16 protein-coding genes and 1 other RNA gene are annotated in these 17,923 nt (G+C 55.4%); 13 read left to right on the plus strand and 4 right to left on the minus strand.

What is annotated here, in order from left to right; translation table 11 throughout:
• The first annotated feature begins 280 nt into the window (after positions 1-280).
• The 3 genes from AC8GFP_RS04970 to AC8GFP_RS04980 all read left to right on the plus strand — a co-directional run bounded on the left by AC8GFP_RS04970 (position 281) and on the right by AC8GFP_RS04980 (position 1,897).
• A complete protein-coding gene (locus AC8GFP_RS04970; protein WP_506610871.1) occupies positions 281-1,294 on the plus strand; it encodes a tyrosine-type recombinase/integrase in 1,014 nt (337 codons plus the stop codon).
• 79 nt (positions 1,295-1,373) lie between these two features.
• Positions 1,374-1,628, plus strand: a complete 255-nt coding sequence (locus tag AC8GFP_RS04975; protein WP_506610873.1) for a DUF4160 domain-containing protein — start codon at positions 1,374-1,376, stop codon at positions 1,626-1,628.
• A 14-nt stretch (positions 1,629-1,642) separates the two neighbouring features.
• Positions 1,643-1,897 (plus strand): DUF2442 domain-containing protein, encoded by a 255-nt coding sequence (locus AC8GFP_RS04980; RefSeq protein WP_506610875.1) that lies wholly within the window; start codon positions 1,643-1,645, stop codon positions 1,895-1,897.
• Here AC8GFP_RS04980 and ilvA read toward each other — a convergent pair whose 3' ends face one another.
• Positions 1,898-3,484, minus strand: a complete 1,587-nt coding sequence (ilvA, locus tag AC8GFP_RS04985; protein WP_506610877.1) for a threonine ammonia-lyase, biosynthetic — start codon at positions 3,482-3,484, stop codon at positions 1,898-1,900.
• A gap of 257 nt (positions 3,485-3,741) precedes the next feature.
• Here ilvA and AC8GFP_RS04990 point away from each other — a divergent pair, with 257 nt between their 5' ends.
• The gene (locus tag AC8GFP_RS04990; RefSeq protein ID WP_506610879.1) at positions 3,742-4,191 is read left to right on the plus strand and encodes an OsmC family protein; all 450 of its coding nucleotides are present in this window, start codon (positions 3,742-3,744) and stop codon (positions 4,189-4,191) included.
• A 51-nt stretch (positions 4,192-4,242) separates the two neighbouring features.
• Here AC8GFP_RS04990 and coq7 read toward each other — a convergent pair whose 3' ends face one another.
• Entirely contained in the window at positions 4,243-4,863 is a 621-nt protein-coding gene (gene coq7 / locus AC8GFP_RS04995; RefSeq protein WP_506610881.1) for a 2-polyprenyl-3-methyl-6-methoxy-1,4-benzoquinone monooxygenase, read from the minus strand.
• A gap of 121 nt (positions 4,864-4,984) precedes the next feature.
• Here coq7 and AC8GFP_RS05000 point away from each other — a divergent pair, with 121 nt between their 5' ends.
• From AC8GFP_RS05000 to htpX, 8 genes are all read left to right on the plus strand, one after another.
• Positions 4,985-6,388, plus strand: a complete 1,404-nt coding sequence (locus AC8GFP_RS05000; RefSeq protein ID WP_506610883.1) for an OprO/OprP family phosphate-selective porin — start codon at positions 4,985-4,987, stop codon at positions 6,386-6,388.
• Between the two features lie 229 nt (positions 6,389-6,617).
• Complete coding sequence (locus AC8GFP_RS05005) at positions 6,618-7,802, plus strand: porin (RefSeq protein WP_506610885.1); 1,185 nt, start codon at positions 6,618-6,620, stop codon at positions 7,800-7,802.
• A 397-nt stretch (positions 7,803-8,199) separates the two neighbouring features.
• The gene (locus tag AC8GFP_RS05010) at positions 8,200-9,027 is read left to right on the plus strand and encodes a porin (protein WP_506610887.1); all 828 of its coding nucleotides are present in this window, start codon (positions 8,200-8,202) and stop codon (positions 9,025-9,027) included.
• 95 nt (positions 9,028-9,122) lie between these two features.
• Positions 9,123-10,289 carry a porin gene (locus AC8GFP_RS05015; protein ID WP_506610889.1) on the plus strand — a complete coding sequence of 389 codons (1,167 nt, stop codon included), beginning with the start codon at positions 9,123-9,125 and terminating at the stop codon, positions 10,287-10,289.
• 102 nt (positions 10,290-10,391) lie between these two features.
• Entirely contained in the window at positions 10,392-11,024 is a 633-nt protein-coding gene (locus tag AC8GFP_RS05020; protein ID WP_506610891.1) for an acyloxyacyl hydrolase, read from the plus strand.
• A gap of 91 nt (positions 11,025-11,115) precedes the next feature.
• On the plus strand, positions 11,116-12,144 hold the full coding sequence (pyrC, locus tag AC8GFP_RS05025; protein ID WP_506610893.1) for a dihydroorotase: 1,029 nt from the start codon (positions 11,116-11,118) through the stop codon (positions 12,142-12,144).
• A gap of 9 nt (positions 12,145-12,153) precedes the next feature.
• Complete coding sequence (locus tag AC8GFP_RS05030; RefSeq protein ID WP_506610895.1) at positions 12,154-12,873, plus strand: DUF3025 domain-containing protein; 720 nt, start codon at positions 12,154-12,156, stop codon at positions 12,871-12,873.
• Positions 12,874-12,940: 67 nt separating this feature from the next.
• Positions 12,941-13,810, plus strand: coding sequence for a protease HtpX (gene htpX, locus AC8GFP_RS05035; RefSeq protein ID WP_506610897.1), 870 nt, complete (start codon positions 12,941-12,943; stop codon positions 13,808-13,810).
• A 27-nt stretch (positions 13,811-13,837) separates the two neighbouring features.
• On the opposite strand, the gene AC8GFP_RS05040 is transcribed toward htpX, so the two are convergent.
• Together AC8GFP_RS05040 and AC8GFP_RS05045 are read right to left on the minus strand one after the other, a co-directional pair.
• The gene (locus tag AC8GFP_RS05040; RefSeq protein WP_506610899.1) at positions 13,838-15,736 is read right to left on the minus strand and encodes a B12-binding domain-containing radical SAM protein; all 1,899 of its coding nucleotides are present in this window, start codon (positions 15,734-15,736) and stop codon (positions 13,838-13,840) included.
• On the minus strand, positions 15,733-17,514 hold the full coding sequence (locus AC8GFP_RS05045; RefSeq protein ID WP_506610900.1) for an NAD(P)/FAD-dependent oxidoreductase: 1,782 nt from the start codon (positions 17,512-17,514) through the stop codon (positions 15,733-15,735). The genes AC8GFP_RS05040 and AC8GFP_RS05045 overlap by 4 nt, the downstream gene beginning before the upstream one ends.
• Before the next feature lie 70 nt (positions 17,515-17,584).
• Between AC8GFP_RS05045 and rnpB the strand changes: the two genes are divergently transcribed.
• Positions 17,585-17,920: RNase P RNA component class A (gene rnpB / locus AC8GFP_RS05050), an RNA gene on the plus strand.
• Positions 17,921-17,923: the final 3 nt, after the last annotated feature.

A 17,923-nucleotide genomic window follows, 5' to 3' on the forward strand; every position in this document is an offset into this window, starting at 1 on the left:
AACGAGGGTTTTTTAATTATTATGAATCATTAATGTTAATATTTATTGACTTTCAAAATCTTTGACCACCTTTGGATATAAGACCATGCAGCCTCAAACCGTTAACTATTCAATTAAACATATTCAAGCATCTGTGCCTATAAATACCCCAAACTTGGCCGCCGATGTATTCAATTGGATGCCTGGGCCATTTAAAAGTGCGAAAGTACATATTCCATCTAAAGAATTTAATTTAAATAAATCTTTATTCAAAGACCATGTAGCCTTAAATAACTCTAATATGGACAACACCCTGCCGGGTGAATTTGTGGGCATTCAAGAGGTCATTTCCATCATCTTGGCGCAAGAAAAGCACAAGGTTTCGCGCAACGAGGTGACCGAAGGCACCTACCGCATGACCAAAGTGAGGCTAGAAACCAACATTGCCGAATTTTTTGCATTCACCGATTTGCGTCGCATCAACACCGCCAGCATCCAGCAGTTCATCGATTTTTTGTCCGACAAGGAGCTGTCCACCCCCACCATCGTCGGCTACATCGCGCAGCTGCGCAAAGTGCTGCGCTATTTGGTGGAGAAAGACATCATCCAGCAGATGCCCTTGTTCCCCAAAATGAAGGTGACGCAAAAGCCGCGCGGCGCCTTCACCGTCACCGAGTACGCCGCCGTGCTGCGCCAGGCCAAGGTGCTGCGTAACCATGTGTTTGTGTGGAACAAGCCCGACACCCGGTTTCACATCAAGCCGATCTACCGCAGAATGCCGCTCGAGATGAACTGGCTGATTCGCTTCATGGTCTACACGTTTTTGCGCCCCGGCGACATTCGACAGCTGAAAAACAAACACATCGAAATCATCTCCGGCAAGTTCAACTACCTGCGGCTCACACCGCCTGAAATCAAACGCCACAAGGCACCCACGGTCAGCCTGCCGCAGGCGGTGAACATTTACAAAACCGTGCTGAAACACCACACCGCGCAAGGCTTTGGCGGCCCCGAGGACTATGTGTTTTTTCCGGAAGAAAAAAACCGTTTGCGCGCCCTGAACACCATCGGCTGGCTGTTCAACTGGATCATGAATTCCCTGGGTTTGAAGGCCGGGCCGCATGGCGCGGACCGCAGCTTTTACAGCCTGCGCCACACTGCCATCACCTTCCGCCTCATCTTCGGCGGCAACATCGACCTGCTGACACTGGCCCGCAACGCCCGTACCTCGGTGGAAATGATCGAGAAGTTCTACGCCTCCACCTTGTCCGCCGAAATGAACATTCAGTTGCTGCACAGCAAAAGAAGGTCTTAGCGCACATGGAATGAGTGCAGGGGTCACACCCTGAATCGCCCCCAAATTTCAACAATCAATCTCCAAACGGAGATTGACCATGCCCACCATCAGCAGCTTTTACGGCATCCTGATCAGGATGTATTTCAATGACCACGAGCCCGCGCATTTCCATGTCCAATATGCAGAATTCAAGGCCACGGTGCACATCCAAAGCTTGACCGTCGCCACCGGCGAATTGCCCCGCAGGGCCGAGGAGTTGGTGTTAGATTGGGCAGAATTGCACGCGATGCCTTGCTTCAAAATTGGAAAAGATGCCAAAGCAAACTGGCACCCCAAGCCATTCCGCCCTTGAAATGAAAGCCTGCCATGGAACCAGATGTCATTCACGTTCAAGCCTTGCCGCACTGGGCCTTGCAGGTCGAGTTTGCTGACGGCACTTCGGGTAATGTGCAATTCCAGAAAAGTCACTTCACGGGTGTGTTTAAAGCCTTGTTAGACCCGGAAATTTTCAACCGCGTCCATGTTGAAGGTGGCGCGGTCACGTGGCCCGGCAACGTGGATTTGGCCCCAGACGCCATGTACCAAGCCATCAAAACCCACGGCGAGTGGGTTCTGAGTTAATCATTGCCGCAAAAACAGCTTGTAAACCGGGTTGTCAGTCTCATCCACGTGGGGGTAGCCCACGGTTTGCAAAAACTTCTCGAAGCTGGCGTTGTCTTTCTCTGGCACTTGCAGGCCCACCAAAATCCGGCCGTAGTCGGCGCCTTGGTTGCGGTAGTGGAACAAGCTGATGTTCCAGCCGGGGCGCATGGCCGATAAAAACTTCATCAAGGCGCCGGGCCGCTCGGGGAACACGAAGCGCAGCAAGCGTTCGTTGTGCGCCAGTGCAGAATGCCCGCCCACCATGTGCCGCATGTGCTCTTGCGCCAAATCGTCGTGCGTCAAGTCCAGCGCTTCAAAACCATGTTTTTTCAAGTGCAAGGCGATCTTGCTGCTTTGCCCCGGGCCGCTGGTGGTCATGCCGACAAACACATGGGCTTTGGCTGAATCACTGATGCGGTAATTGAACTCGGTGATCGAGCGCGGGGACTTGCTGCCGCCAAAGGTGGGCAAGTCGCCCAACAACCCGCAAAACCGTTTGAAGCTGCCGCGCTCTTCGGGGATGGTGACGGCAAACAAAGCCTCGCGTTCTTCGCCCACTTCGGCACGCTCGGCCACAAAGCGCAGCCGGTCGAAATTCATGTTCGCGCCACACAAAATGGCCGCATAAGTTTCGCCATGGGTTTTGTGTTGCGCCACATATTTCTTCAGGGCGGCCACGGCCATGGCCCCCGAGGGCTCGACGATGCTGCGGGTATCGACAAACACGTCTTTGATGGCCGCGCACACGGCGTCGGTATCGACGCTGATGTACTCGTCCACCAGGTGCTTGGCCACGCGGAAGGTTTCCTCGCCCACCAATTTCACGGCGGTGCCATCGGCGAACAAACCCACATCAGACAAGGCCACGCGTTTGCCCGCTGTCACCGACTGCAGCATGGCGTCGGAGTCGTCCATTTGCACGCCAATCACTTTGATGTCGGGGCGCACCGCCTTGATGTAATTGGCCACGCCGCTGATGAGGCCGCCGCCGCCAATCGCCACGAACACGGCGTGCAGAGGGCCTTGGTGCTGCCTGAGCATTTCCATGGCGATGGTGCCTTGGCCCGCAATCACCTCGGGGTCGTCAAACGGGTGGATGAAGCTCAGGCCTTGCTTGTTGCCCAGCTTCACCGCGTGGGCGTAGGCATCGGAATAGCTGTCGCCGTGCAACACCACCTCGCCACCCAGCGCCTTCACCGCGTCGATTTTCAAAGCGGGTGTGGTGACCGGCATGACGATGATGGCGCGTGTGCCCAGCTTGCGCGCGCCCAGCGCCACGCCTTGCGCATGGTTGCCAGCAGACGCACAAATGACGCCTTTGTGCAGTTGCGCGGCGCTCAGTTGCGCCATCTTGTTGTAGGCCCCGCGCAGCTTGAAGCTGAACACCGGTTGCTGGTCTTCGCGCTTCAACAGCACCTGGTTTTTCAGGCGTTTGCTGAGGATGGGCGCGACATCCAAATCGGTTTCCTTGGCCACGTCATAGACCTTGGCGGTCAGGATTTTCTTCAGGTAGTCGGCGGGTTTCAGGTGCACTTTGCGGGCAGGGCGGGCGGAAGAGGCGGTCATGGCGGGCTTGGGGGCTGGCGGAATGGGGGCAGCGTTCGGGCGGAAAGCTGAGACAAGCGCCATTGTCCCGCATGTGACGAGGCGAAAAAAAAGCCCCGCAACTTGCATTGCGGGGCTGTGAATCCACCTTTTCAGAGGGTGGAGGAGACAAAAGCTGCTTTGGATCAAAGCACGGGAAAATGATAGCTTGAAAATTGGTGCAGTGCAATATTCGTTGCGCTGACAATCTCACCCAGACAACAGCCTAGGAGAAAAACATGGAATGCACCGTCAGTTGGACCGGCGCGAGCGGCACCCGCTCGGCCATGGGCTTTGTGGCCGAAACCGGCAGCGGCCACATCGTCAATATGGATGGTGCGCCCGACCCCGACAAGCCCGACCAAAGCGGGCAAAACCTGGCGGCGCGACCCATGGAGCTGCTGCTGGCTGGCGCGGGCGGCTGTACCGCTTATGACGTGGTGCTGATATTGAAACGCGGGCGGCATCAAATCTCTGGTTGCACCGTGAAGCTGAGCAGCGAACGCGCCACCACCGACCCCAAGGTGTTCACCCGCATCAACATGCATTTCACGGTGCGCGGCAAGGGCGTCCCGCCCGCTGTGGTGGAACGCGCCATCGCCATGAGCCACGACAAATACTGCTCGGCCAGCATCATGCTGGGCAAAACCGCTGAAATCACCACCAGCTTTGAGGTGATTGAGGCTTGAAGGTTTTCTGTGTCAAAGCCTGATGGAAAGGCTTTGCGCACCAAGACGGACTTAAATGCGATGCGCGATGGTGGTCATCACCTTGGCGGCCATTCGCATGGCGTCGGGGATGGGGCTGGGCAGCGCGGTGGCCCCGGCTTTTTGTGCCTCGGCGGCGTGTTGCGCTTCGTCCGCCTTCATTTGCGCCACCACAGCGCGTGACGCCAAGTCGGCCTGCGGCAGGCTTTCCAAGTGCGATTGCAAATGCGCTTCCACCTGGCGTTCGGTTTCCACCACAAACCCCAAGCTGACCGCGTCGCCGCCCAACTTGCCGGCGATGAAACCCAAACCAAAAGCACCCGCATACCAAAGCGGGTTCAACAGGCTGGGCCGAGCGCCCAAGTCGTTCAAGCGGGCTTCCGTCCAGGCCAGGTGATCGGTTTCTTCGGCGCTGGCTGCCAAAAAATGCGCCTTGAGCTGCGGGTTCTTGGTGGCCAAGGCTTGCGAGGCATACAGCGCTTGGGCACACACCTCGCCCACATGGTTCACACGCATCAGCGCACCGGCTTGTTTGCGCTCGGCGTCCGTCATTTGCACCGTGGCCACACCCGCTGCCGGGTTGGGCCGCGAGGCGTGGTGCGGCGCAAACACAGTGCGCAAGGCTTGGTCGAGGGTGTTGATGAAGGGGTTCATGGTTGTCACAGAACTGTCATGTGTTGTTTTGCAGCCATGTCATGGAATTGAAACATGCGCTTTGGATGATGGCGGGGTAGCAACAAGGCTATCTCATTTCTATCAACCAGGAGTTACGTTCATGAAGAAAACCTCAGCATTCTCAGCCAGCAGCGTCGCATTGGCCGTTGCTGCATTGTGCGCCAGCATGCCCTCATTCGCGCAAGTACAAGCCAAAGTCACTGGCCGTGTACAGTTTGATGTTCGCGACCAGTCAAACGGATTTACTGATTCCGCTGACAGAGACACAGCTTCTGCTGCTGACAATTTCGAGATCCGCCGTGCACGCATTGGCGTTTCTGGCACGATTAACAAAGACATTTCCTACGAAGTAGTTGGTAATGCCGTTGGCAGCAGCACCAATTTCGTTGACACTGCTTTTGCGAATTACGGCTTCAATAAAGCCGCTCAATTTCGTGCTGGCCGCTTCAAACAGCCCTTCAGCTTGGAAGAATTGACCAGCTCCAACAACATCGACTTCATGGAGCGCTCATACGGCAATCAAATGGTTCCTGGAAAGCGCTTGGGCTTGATGTTGCACGGCGAAGCCACAAAAGGTTTGAACTACGGCGTGTCACTTTTTCAAGACAACTTTACCGAGTCGAGCAACTCTAGCAATGCCGGCAGCAACTATGCCGCGCGGGTGGCATTCAACGGTGCTGAATTCGGAAAGATTGATAAAACTGTTTTGCACTTTGGATATGGCATCACATCTGGTACAGCGCAAACTGTGCCCACCACCTCTGGGAACACGCAAAATGCAGCTGAGGCCACTACTCGTGCCACCATCGTTGCATTGCGCTCCGAAAACCGCGGGTTGTCTAACGTCTACCGCGCTCAAATCGGTGGCGATAGGATCGGCCAAGCACAATATGGTGCATCAGCCAACAACGTCATCAACATCGACAAAGACCTGACCGGTCTTGAACTGGCATTGGCCAGAGGTCCATTTAAATTTCAAATGGAAGACTTTGACACAAAGTACACGGCCTCTGGAATTTCCAAAGCTTATTCTGTTGTTTCACCTGCGACTTCACTTGCAGCCGACAATACTGTTGGATACGATGTTCGCGTGAAAGCTCAGTACGTTGAATTGATGTACAACATCACTGGTGAAGAGTGGTCCAAGGCATACAAAGGCGGCGCATTCTCAGGCATTTCACCCGAATCTGTGTTCATGAAAGATTACGGTGGCGTGGTTGGTAACGGCATTGGTGCGTGGCAGGTTGGTGTACGTCAATCCACCTACAAAGCGACAGCATCCAATAGCGATGCTGGAAATGGCGGAAGCAACCGCACTCAAAATTCAGACAAGGCAACGACCACCACCTACGCCTTGAATTGGATTTTGAACAACAATGCGCGTGTCATGCTCAACTACGCCGAGACAAAATTCGGAACCAAGGTTGAGGCGCTTGATGGCGGCACAGGTAAAGTCATGGATAAAGAACAAATAATCTCCCTGCGTACCCAAATCAACTTCTGATCAGTTGACGAGTTAGCAACCCCTCCAAGGGTGACACTTGAAACCCGCTGTGGCAACACAGCGGGTTTTTTTCTGTTCATTCTTGCCAAGGTCGGTTTTGCCAATTCGGTGTCGGCACGAAAGCAGGCCGCCTGTTCGTGGCTAAAAAAGTGCAAAGCGCTAAAGAATTGATAATTCATGTCGAATACCGATTTACAGCGCTGTCTGCTGTTTTCATCTGGAGATGTACATGAATAAAAACGTATTTATTTTGGCTGCCCTGGCCGCTGCCAGCGCCCATGCCGACGTGGAGGTCGCCGCTGGTTTCAAACTGTATGGCGTGCTTGATCAGGCTTACACCACGCAATCAGTGTCCAGCGCCAAATCCACCCCCAAGATCTACAAAAACACAGGTTTTTTTGCTGCGGCATCCACCAGCAAATTTGGCGTCAAGGGTGAGCGGGATTTGGGCAATGCGGTCAAAGCCGTGATTCAGTTCGAACAAGAACTGGCTCCTGATGAAGCCACACTCATGCCAGCCAAAAACCGCACGGCCTTTGTTGGGCTTGAAAACAAAACCATGGGCGGCGTGCGATTGGGCACCCAAGAAACACCTGCTTATGTGTTGTTTGGCTCAGATGCCAATGGACGTGTCGAGTACAAACCTCAGTTGTGGCGCTTCTTGGCGGCTGATGCCATGCAAGACCGTGCCAACAACGCTGTCAAACTCATCTCTCCAAAATTTGGCCCGGTGAATGTGGAATTCATGCGTGGCTTCAGTGAAGTGAATGTGGGTGGAACCACCCCGAAATCCAAGGACTTCACATCATTGGGACTGAATTTTCAAGAGGGCCAGTTGACTGCCAAGGTCGTTTGGGATTCTTTGACCAACACCGATCTCAAGTACGCACTGCCAGGCGAGCCCTATGCAGGCGTGATCTCCTACTCATCGGACAAAACAAATGGCATGACGCAAAACAAAACCAAAATGATTTCCGCCAGCACCAGCAAGCCGCTTCAACGTGCTTTTGCTGCTGTGTCCTATGACATGGGGGTGGCCAAAGTCAATTACATCTTCGGTGGTGCTTACACCGAAGGCAAAGGCCAAGTCATCACCAACACCTTTGGCATCAGGGTGCCGATGGACCAATGGACCGTGGCCTTGAGCACAGGCATGGGCAATTACACCAATGCTGCGGGCAACAGTGGCACGGCCACCATCGCGGGCAAGCTTAGTGACACCACATTGGGTGTGTTTTACAACTTTGACAAGTCCACCACGGCTTATCTTTTGACCAGCATGGGAAGACACACGCCCTCGACCAGCAGTACCTCAACCCAAAACGGTATCGATACTCTTGGAAATCCGGTGTTCACATCCGGCGTGACTGGCGAATCCCAAACCACCGCCGTGGGCTTGCGCTACAACTATTAGAGAGCGTTGCAGTCACACCAAGAGGGCTGTGCGCTTTTTCAATTGCAAAGCGTTTTGCAGTCACACCAACCCCGCTGCTCGAAAGACAGCGGGGTTTTTTCATGCCTGAACCCCTGCGGCAAGCCTTGGCCGGTTCAAAGCCACGAAACAAAGCTATCGAAACTATCAAAAACAACTTTAAGTACTCAATTAATGTGTTCGTGAGTATCAAAGAAAACAGCTATCGCAATATTTGAAACATCGGCTGTTGTCGCATGACAACGTGATGACCCTTTATTCATTGAAAAGCATGGCGACACCCCATGTGCTCTGGTCAAATAGTCTCAGCTTCCTAATTGGAGGTTGGCCCTGGGTTCCATATCCGGAGCCCTTTGTTAAACCCTTGGAGAATTTTGAAATGAAAAAAACCCTCGTTGCAGTTGCAGCCCTCGTCGCCACTGGCGCATTCGCTCAAGTTTCTATCACTGGCTTGTTGGAATCCACCTACAACCTGAACGGTGCCAAAAAAGGCATGCAGCCTGGTTTGAAAGGCAATTCTGAATTCCGTTTGGGCGGTTCTGAAGACCTGGGCAATGGCATGAAAGCTAATTTCCTGCATACCTTCGTGCAAAACCACAATGTTGGCGGAACACCAGCCAGCTACCAGTCTTTTGTAGGCTTGTCTGGTGACTTTGGAACGGTTCGTTTAGGTCAAGTTTGGGCCCCATTGACATTGGTTACATTTACATATGATGCAATGGGCGGAGCAGCAACAACTGGCAACTTAGCAGTTGATGTGACTCAAAATGCAAACTCAATCACATATGACAGTCCCAGCATTGCGGGCGTGAGCCTGTCGGTGCAAGGAAGCAATCAAACTGCAGCTACTGAGTCAACTGGTTACAGCTTGACATATTCTGCTGGCGGCTTCAGTGCTGGTTATGGTTCACACACTATTGGTACCGCCAAAGCCATCAATGGCATGGGCGCTTCTTACGACTTCGGCATGGCCAAGGTCTTTGTCAGCAGCTTGACACAATCAGGTGCTACAGATGCCACCGGTTATGGCGTGAGCGTGCCTATGGGCGCTGCTACTTTGATTGCCAGTGCTTCCTCTAAAGGTACAGCTGACAACTACACACTGGTTGCCAAGTACAACTTGAGCAAGCGCACGATGACTTATTTCCAAAATGCCAGCGCAAGCAAAGCAATTACCAACTCTATTGGTATTCAACACGCTTTCTAATCTGACGCTGACGTCAGTCAGTTGAAGATTTAAAAAGTCTAGAAAACCCACCTCGGCAACTTGGTGGGTTTTTTTTAATCAAACGGAGACACGACATGGTTCAAAATAAATTCATAAAAAGCAGCATCGGTTTGTTATGTTTATCGGGCGTGTTATCAAGCGCCATGGCCGAGGTCAAAATCAGCGGCACGGTGGACCAGTCGCTTGAGCGATTCGTCACCAAATCAAACCCAGGCGCTTTGACCGGCACCGACAACGTGGTGCGGGTGGCATCCACATTGGCCAATTACAACTATTTCTCCTTGGCCGGCAATGAAGATCTGGGCAACGGCATGAAAGCCACTTACGAGTTTTCATTCAAAAATATTGGTCCGGTCAGTGAAGGTGTGGCGCCAGTCAACTACTTGTCCCATGTGGGCTTGGAAGGCGGATTTGGCAAACTCAAGCTTGGCCGCCAATGGCGCCCCTTGTTCACTGCTGTGGCGGCCATTGACCCCACTCAACTCGCAGCCACTCCTGGTTTTGCAGGCGCGGGCAAGAGTGGCACGGGTTTGTCAGGCTTGGCCCCAGAGCCCAACAGCAACACCATCACCTACAACCTGCCCAGCTTGATGCCCGGCTTGTTTGTGCAAGTGCAAAAGGGTTTTGCTAACGAAACCCAAGGTGAGAACGCTGGCGGCTTTGTGATCTTGACAGATGGTCAGAAATTCTTTGCCACCTACGCCAAGCACACCGAAAAAATGATTGCAGGCAATTACTTTGCCGCCAGTGCCACGGGCACCAACGGCATCAGTACCGCGAAAATCCCCGGCACGGGTGCCACCTTGGCCCAACTGACAGTGGCTGGCTTAACCGGTTTGCCCCATATTTTGTATGGCGGCAGCACCTACGCCGGTGGCGATACCCGCGAATCTGATGGTGTGGCTGGTTATTACAACTTTGGCTCTTTCAAGCTGGTTGGTGGCTTCGTGACGGAAAAGGTCAATGGCACCAAAGCGAAGCTTGAAATGGATGTGATCGGTGTCAAGGTGCCTTTGGGCTCTAGTGTCAACTTTGGATATTTGTATTCGAAAGCAAGCCACACCCGTTCAGCAGGCACGAAATTCAATATTTCTGGCGACAAGTTTTTATTGACCTATGACTTCAGCAAGCGCACCACGGCCTATTACGCCTTGGGTAAACAGCAGCTTGAAGGCGGAACGGCGGCTGGCAATGAGTTCAGCTCGCAAATCAATGCGATTGGTATTCAGCACAAGTTTTAATCTGACACTGGCTTAGCCAGTTCAAGATTGAAAAGGTAAAAACCCACCCTGGCAACGGGGTGGGTGTTTTCAAGGGCGATTTAGCGCTTATATTCACCCACCATGAAATCAACGTATTTTGTGGCCGCAGCCCTTTTATGCACTGCCAGTTCGGCCCAGGCCGTGGACAACAATGCACTTAAAAACACGGTCATATTGACCGGCCTGATCACCAACAGTTTTGCCATCAGCCAGCGCCATCGCTTCAAACCATGCGAAACCGACTGGCGTGTGGGCTTCCAAGAAGGTTCAGAGCGCGACATGCACGCCCAAACACTGCGGCTGAGCCCGCTGGCCTGTGAACTCGCAGCCCCAGACGTATTGCCCGCAGGCATCAGCTTCACCGTCATTCCCACAGGCTTGGTGTCCATGTGGCGTGCCAACAGCGGGCCACACGCCCGCAACAATGAAGAAATTGCTTTGGTGCCGGTGGGCCAATTTGCTTGGCACCTTGGCTCGGTGGTGTTGGATGCCAGTTTTGGTTTTGGCCCTTCATTGATTTCAAAAACCGAATTCGGTATCAAAAGCAAATCCACGCATTTGCAATTCTCGGATGAAATGGGCCTTGGTATTTCCGACCCCAAGCAACGCTTTCGGCTGGATTTCACCTACCGCCATGTCAGCAATGCGGATATCAAATTGCCCAATAACGGCATGAATTTCATTGGGTTTGGATTGACTTACCGCTTGAATTGAGAAGTTTTACGCCTCCACCTTGTCCGCCGAAATGAACATCAGCCTGCTGCACAGTAAACGACAATGAGGGCAAGAACCACAGCCCTCAGACATGCAAACCCTGACCCTGACCCAACCCGACGACTGGCACGTGCACCTGCGTGACGGCAACGCCTTGAACACCGTGGTGCCACACACCGCTGCCCAGTTTGCCCGCGCCATCGTCATGCCCAACCTGAAGCCGCCGGTCACCACCACCGCCATGGCGCTGGCCTACAAGCAACGCATCTTGGCCGCGCTGCCCGAGGGCGTGTCTTTCGAGCCCTTGATGACGCTTTACCTGACCGACGACATGCCTGCCGATGAAATCCACCGCGCCCATGAAGCAGGCGTGGCAGCGGTCAAGCTCTACCCCGCTGGAGCCACCACCAACAGCAGTGCGGGTGTCACCGACATTCGCCACACCCACGCCACTTTGGACGCCATGCAGCGTGTGGGCATGCCGCTGTTGGTGCACGGCGAAGTGACCGACAACGAGGTGGATTTGTTCGACCGCGAAGCCGTGTTCATAGAGAGGCATTTGCAGCCGCTGCGCCGTGATTTCCCCGAACTGAAAATCGTCTTCGAGCACATCACCACCCAAGAAGCCGCGCAGTATGTGGCGCAAGCAGGTGCTTTCACAGCGGCCACCATCACTGCGCACCACCTGCTGTACAACCGCAACGCCATCTTCTTGGGCGGCGTGCGGCCGCACTATTACTGCTTGCCGGTGTTAAAGCGTGAAGTGCATCGCCAAGCCTTGGTGCAAGCGGCCACATCGGGCAGCGATCGGTTCTTTTTGGGCACCGACAGCGCACCGCACCCCGCACACCTGAAAGAACACGCCAGCGGTTGTGCCGGTTGTTACACCGCCTTGTCTGCTTTGGAGTTGTATGCCGAGGCATTTGACAGCGTGGGGGCACTCGGGCAACTCGAAGGTTTTGCCAGCTTCCATGGCCCCGACTTTTACGGCCTGCCGCGCAACAGCGGCAGCGTCACTTTGAAGCGCCAAGCCTGGACCGTGCCCGAGAGCCTGGCTTTTGGTGAAGCCAGCTTGAAGCCCCTGCGCGGCGGCGAAGAACTGCAGTGGCAACTGGTGTAAGCCACGGCTGTGTTGCAAATTGATTGGGCCACGCCTTGGTTTGCGCCTTGGGCCAAGCAGGGTGCGAAGGTGCTGCATGCTTGGCAGCAGTGGGGTGATTTGCCAAGCGCTTTGAATGCCCAGCAAGCCGTCGTTGAGTTTGTGCCGCAAGCCACACTGCCTGCTGGCACCGCTTACGAGGCGTTCATTTTTGACAATGCCCAAGTGCCCACCCGAGAGAACGTGCACGATTTTTTCAACGGTCTGTGCTGGCTGCGCTTTCCCCACACCAAGCGCCGCTTGAACCAATTGCAAGCGCAAGCGATTGCGCGTGATGGTGTGCAAGCCCAGCGCGGCCCCTTGCGCGATGCCCTCACTTTGTTTGATGAAAACGCCGCCTTGCTGTTGGCCACGCCAGCCATTTGGCAAGCCTTGCAAGCCAAAGATTGGCAGGCTTTGTTTGTGACCCACCGCGCCGATTGGGCGCAAGCGCAATTGGTGTTGTTTGGCCATGCGTCCTTGGAAAAACTGATGCAAGCCTACAAATGCATCACGGTGCATGTGTTGAATGCACCCCTGCCCACACCCATGGGTGACGTTGAGATTGACAGTTGGTTGTGTCAGTTGCTGCATGAAGACTGGTTGCAAACCAAGCCTTTCATGCCCTTGCCTGTGTTGGGGGTGCCGGGATGGTGGTCAGCCAACGAAAACCCTGATTTCTACACGGACAAAACCGTCTTCAGGACTTGAATTCCGATCGATCGCCCTTACCATTCGAGCCATCTGACCCACGGGTGGGTCGGTTTCAAAGGAACACATGAAACGTATTTTTCTGTTGATCGTCACCAACCTGGCTGTGATGCTGGTGCTGGGCGTGGTGGCCTCTTTGTTGGGCGTCAACCGCTTTTTGACGGCCAATGGCTTGAACTTGGGCGCACTGCTGGGCTTTGCCATGATCATGGGCTTTGGCGGCGCCTTCATCTCGTTGTTGATCAGCAAACCGATGGCCAAGTGGACCACCGGTGCGCAAGTCATCACGCAACCGCAAAACGCAGACGAAGCCTGGATTGTCGATACGGTGCGCCGACTTTCTGAACGTGCAGGATTGCAAATGCCCGAGGTGGCCATCTACCAAGGCGAGCCGAATGCCTTTGCCACCGGTGCTTTCAAAAATTCCGCCTTGGTGGCGGTGTCCACCGGTTTGCTGCAAGGCATGACCCGCGAAGAAGTGGAAGCCGTGTTGGCCCACGAGGTGGCGCACATTGCCAATGGCGACATGGTCACGCTCACCTTGGTGCAAGGCGTGCTCAACACCTTCGTGGTGTTCCTGAGCCGTGTCATTGGCTATGCCGTGGACAGCTTCTTGCGCAAAGGCGACAGCGAAAATACCGGCCCCGGGATGGCCTACTACATCACCAGCATCGTGCTCGACATCGTCTTGGGTATTGCCGCCAGCATCGTGGTGGCCTGGTTCAGCCGCCAGCGCGAATTCCGCGCCGATGCCGGTGCATCAGAACTGATGGGCCGCAAGCAACCCATGATCAATGCGCTCACCCGTTTGCAGCACATGCAGTCCGAAGGTTTGCCACCCAGCTTGCAAGCCATGGGCATCAATGGCGGCTTGGGCAAGATGTTCTCATCACACCCGCCGCTGGAAGAGCGGATTGCCGCGTTGCAATCGGCTTAACTATGGACGCCGCTATAAGCGGCAACTTCAACGCGATGCGCCCAGGGCTTGGGCAATCGCGTTTTTTTTCACCTGCGGTTTCGGGCAAGCGCCCTTGGGCAGTTCAAACCAACTTCGCACATCCTCTTCCAAACCCACGCCGTGCATGAAGTTGTAAATGGCTTTTTTCAATCCGCGCCCCAGCAGATCGTGGTCGGTGCCGGTCGGGTCGATGAAGCCGACATCGTTTTGCGCAAACCCGCCAGGCGCCAAGGGCAGCAGTTGCACGCCATAAGCCGCAGGGTCTTGACCCACAGGTGAATGCACGGTGCAGGCAAAGCGGTGAAAGAAACCGCTTTGGATGCAACCGTTTTCAAACAACTGCCGCACATATTCCAGCGCGTCCACCGTGTCTTGCAAAGTTTGCGTGGGAAAGCCATACATCAGGTAGGCATGCACCAACACACCGGCTTCTGAAAAACCTTTGGTGACCCGCGCCACCTGCGCCACCGACACGCCTTTTTGCATCAGGTTCAACAAGCGGTCTGAAGCGACTTCCAAACCGCCCGACACGGCAATGCAACCACTCTCGGCCAACAACTCGGACAGCTCGGGTGTGAAGGTTTTTTCGAACCGAATGTTGCCCCACCAAGTCACTTGCAGTTGACGGCGCACAATTTCTTCGGCCATGGCTTTCAAGGACTTGGGCGGCGCGGCCTCGTCCACCAAATGAAAACCGGTTTGCCCGGTTTCTTCCACGATGCGTTGCATGCGGTCCACCAAGGTGCTGGCACTGGCCGCGTCATAGCGCGAGATGTAATCGAGGGACACATCACAAAAACTGCATTTCTTCCAGTAGCAACCATGGGCCACGGTGAGTTTGTTCCAGCGACCATCGCTCCACAAACGGTGCATCGGGTTGAGCATGTCGAGCAACGACAAATACTTGTGGAGTGGCAAGCCATCCCAAGTGGGTGTGCCCACATCCTCGAAGGCCACATCAGGCTCGGACCAGTTGATGTAGTTAACCGCACCATCCACCCGAACAAAACTGCGCACCAAGCGCTGTTGCGAGCGTTGTCCTTGCAGGTGCTCAATGAGCGCCAACAAGGGGCGTTCACCTGCATCCAAAGACACCACATCGACATGGTCGAACAAGCGGGGCTCGCTGAGTTGCCGCAACTCAGTGTTGGCATAGCCGCCACCCAGCGCAATGCAAATCTGCGGTGCCTGGGCTTTGATAGTTTGGGCGATGCGCAGCGCCGCGTACATGGCACCGGGAAAAGGTACCGACAACACCACCAAAGCGGGTTGGTGTGTTTCAAGGGCTTGCAGGGTGCGCTGTTTCAGCAAGTCGTCCAGCAACGTGGGTGCTGATGCCAAGGCTTGCGCCAACGGGTCGAAGCTGGCTTGGCTGCTGGCCAAGGATTCACCGTAGCGCACAAACTCAAAGCGTTCGTCCACGGCATCCCGCACCACATCCGCGATGTCGTTCAAGTAGAGCGTGGCCAAATGCCGTGCGCGGTCTTGTTGCCCCAATGCGCCAAAGGCCCAGCCCAAAGGGTCACCGCCGTCGTCTTCGAACACATCGAGCGCAGCAAAGCGTGGGCCTTCAGGCAAGAAGCCGCGACCACTGATGCGGTGGCACAACGTGGCGTCTTGCCCTTGCAGAAAAGCAATCGTGGGCGCGATGCTGTGTTCGTAACGGTTGAAGTGGTCGAGGAAAAAATTGACGCAAGCACTGCGGTCTTCCAGCGGCAGTTGCAAGGCTTTGTCGCGCACTTGGCGCAACGCATCAGGCGTCAACAAGTCCAGCACCAATGACAGCGCCAAATCTGCTTGCACCGCGTCCACACCTTGGCTGCGCAAAAAACCCGTGAGGTAGGCGGTGGAAGGGTAGGGCGTGTTGAGTTGCGTCATTGGCGGGATGAGGCTGAGCACTTTCATACAGCAGCTCCTTGCGCGAAGGCGGGCGCTTGCAACAGTTGCACGGCCACAGCTTCACCCAATTTGATGCCGTCCACCGCCGCCGACAAAATGCCACCGGCATAACCCGCACCTTCACCACCTGGGTAGAGCCCGCGCATGTTCGGGCTTTGCAAGTCTTTGTCGCGATCAATGCGCAGTGGCGAGGACGTGCGGGTCTCCACACCTGTGAGCACCGCATCTGGCAAATCAAAGCCTTTGATCTTTTGACCAAACACGGGCAGCGCTTCGCGCATGGCGAACACCGCATAGCTTGGCAACACCTGGTTCAGGTGCGTCATGTGCACGCCGGGTTTGTAGGACGGCTCAACGCTGCCAAGTTGCGTGGACGCGCGGTCGGCCAACAAGTCGCCCACCAACTGCGCGGGGGCGTGGTAGTTGCTGCCACCGGCCACATAGGCCAGGCTTTCAAGCTGTCGTTGCAACACCATGCCGGCCAAGGGATGAAAACCATCCGTGGTGTCTTGGGTGTCCAGGCGCACTGCATTTCCCAACTCTTGGCCCAGTGCGTCTTCAAAGGCTTTTGCATCCGTGGGGTAGTCCGAGAGGTCGATGCCGACCACGATGCCTGCATTCGCATTGCGCTCGTTGCGCGAATACTGGCTCATGCCATTGGTCACCACGCGGCCTGCTTCGCTGGTGGCCGCCACCACGGTGCCACCCGGGCACATGCAAAAGCTGTACACCGCGCGGCCATTGGCGGCGTGGTGCACCAACTTGTAATCAGCCGCACCCAACATCGGGTGGCCTGCATGCATCCCCCACCGTGCGCGGTCAATCAGGCTTTGAGGATGCTCGATGCGCACGCCGATGGAAAATGGTTTGGCTTGCATCGCCACCTGATGGCGGTGCAACATGGTGAAGGTGTCGCGGGCGCTGTGGCCCAGCGCCATCACCACCTGTTGGGCGGGCAAGGCATAGCGCTCACCCGTGTCTTGCTTCAAGATGTGCAGGGCTTGCAACTGCCGATGTGCGTCGTAAGCGATGTCGACCACGCGTTGTTCAAAACGCACCTCGCCGCCTAAGCGAATGATGTCTTCGCGCAAACCTTCCACCACCTTGACCAACTTGAAGGTGCCGATGTGGGGATGCGCCGCCCACAAAATATCTTCGGGTGCGCCAAAGCGCACAAACTCTTGCATCACTTTGCGTCCCAAATGACGCGGGTCTTTGATTTGGCTGTAGAGCTTGCCATCCGAAAAAGTGCCCGCACCGCCTTCGCCAAACTGCACATTGCTCTCGGGCTTTAGCACCGATTGACGCCACAAACCCCAGGTGTCTTTGGTGCGTTGGCGCACCGCCGGGCCGCGCTCGATGACGATGGGCTTCAAACCCATTTGCGCCAACACGAGTGCCGCAAACATGCCGCAAGGGCCAAAGCCCACCACCACGGGGCGCGGCGTGTCTCGGCCCCAATCCGCAGGCGCTTGCACGGGCGGCTGCCATTGCATGTCGGGTGTGGCTTGGATGTGCGGGTTGCCAGCGTGTTGCTTCAGCAGGGCGGCTTCTTGCTGCGGGTTGTGCAAGTTCACATCGACGATGTAGACCACCAGCAGTTTTTTGCGTGCATCAAAGCTGCGTTTGAACACCTGCCAGTGCGCGATGTCTTGCAACGTCACGCCCAAGGTTTGCGCAATCAGCGGTGCAAGCGCCGGTGTGAACAAGGGCGGCGTGGCGGATGCGTCGGGGGGATCGAAGGCTGCGTCTAAGGGCAGCTTGAGTTCAGAGAGGCGGATCATGACAAGCGGTCCGTGGCGATCGGACAAGAGCTGGTAGATGGCGGTGATTATCAACCGATAATGAAAGCGTGAAGCACGCCAGGCCGTCGCTGGTGCAAGGACAGAAATGTCGCACTGGAGGAACGTCCGGACTGCACAGGACAGCGTAGGAGGTAACACCTCTCCACCGCGAGGTGAGGATCAGAGCAACAGAGACGAGTCAAGCGCAACGCTTCGGTGTTGGGTTTGGGTGAAACGGGCAATCTCTACGCGCAGCAATACCAAGTAGGCCAACGTTGATGTGGTTCCGCAGAGTTGGCGGGTAGGTAGCACCGAGCCGGGTGGGCGACCCTCGGCCCAGAGGAATGACGGTCACGTGTTGGGCAACCAACATGCACAAAATCCGGCGTATCGGCGGGCTTCACACTTT

This window comes from Limnohabitans simekii (SeqCode) (assembly GCF_965234735.1).
Classification (GTDB): Bacteria; Pseudomonadota; Gammaproteobacteria; order Burkholderiales; family Burkholderiaceae_C; genus Limnohabitans; species Limnohabitans simekii.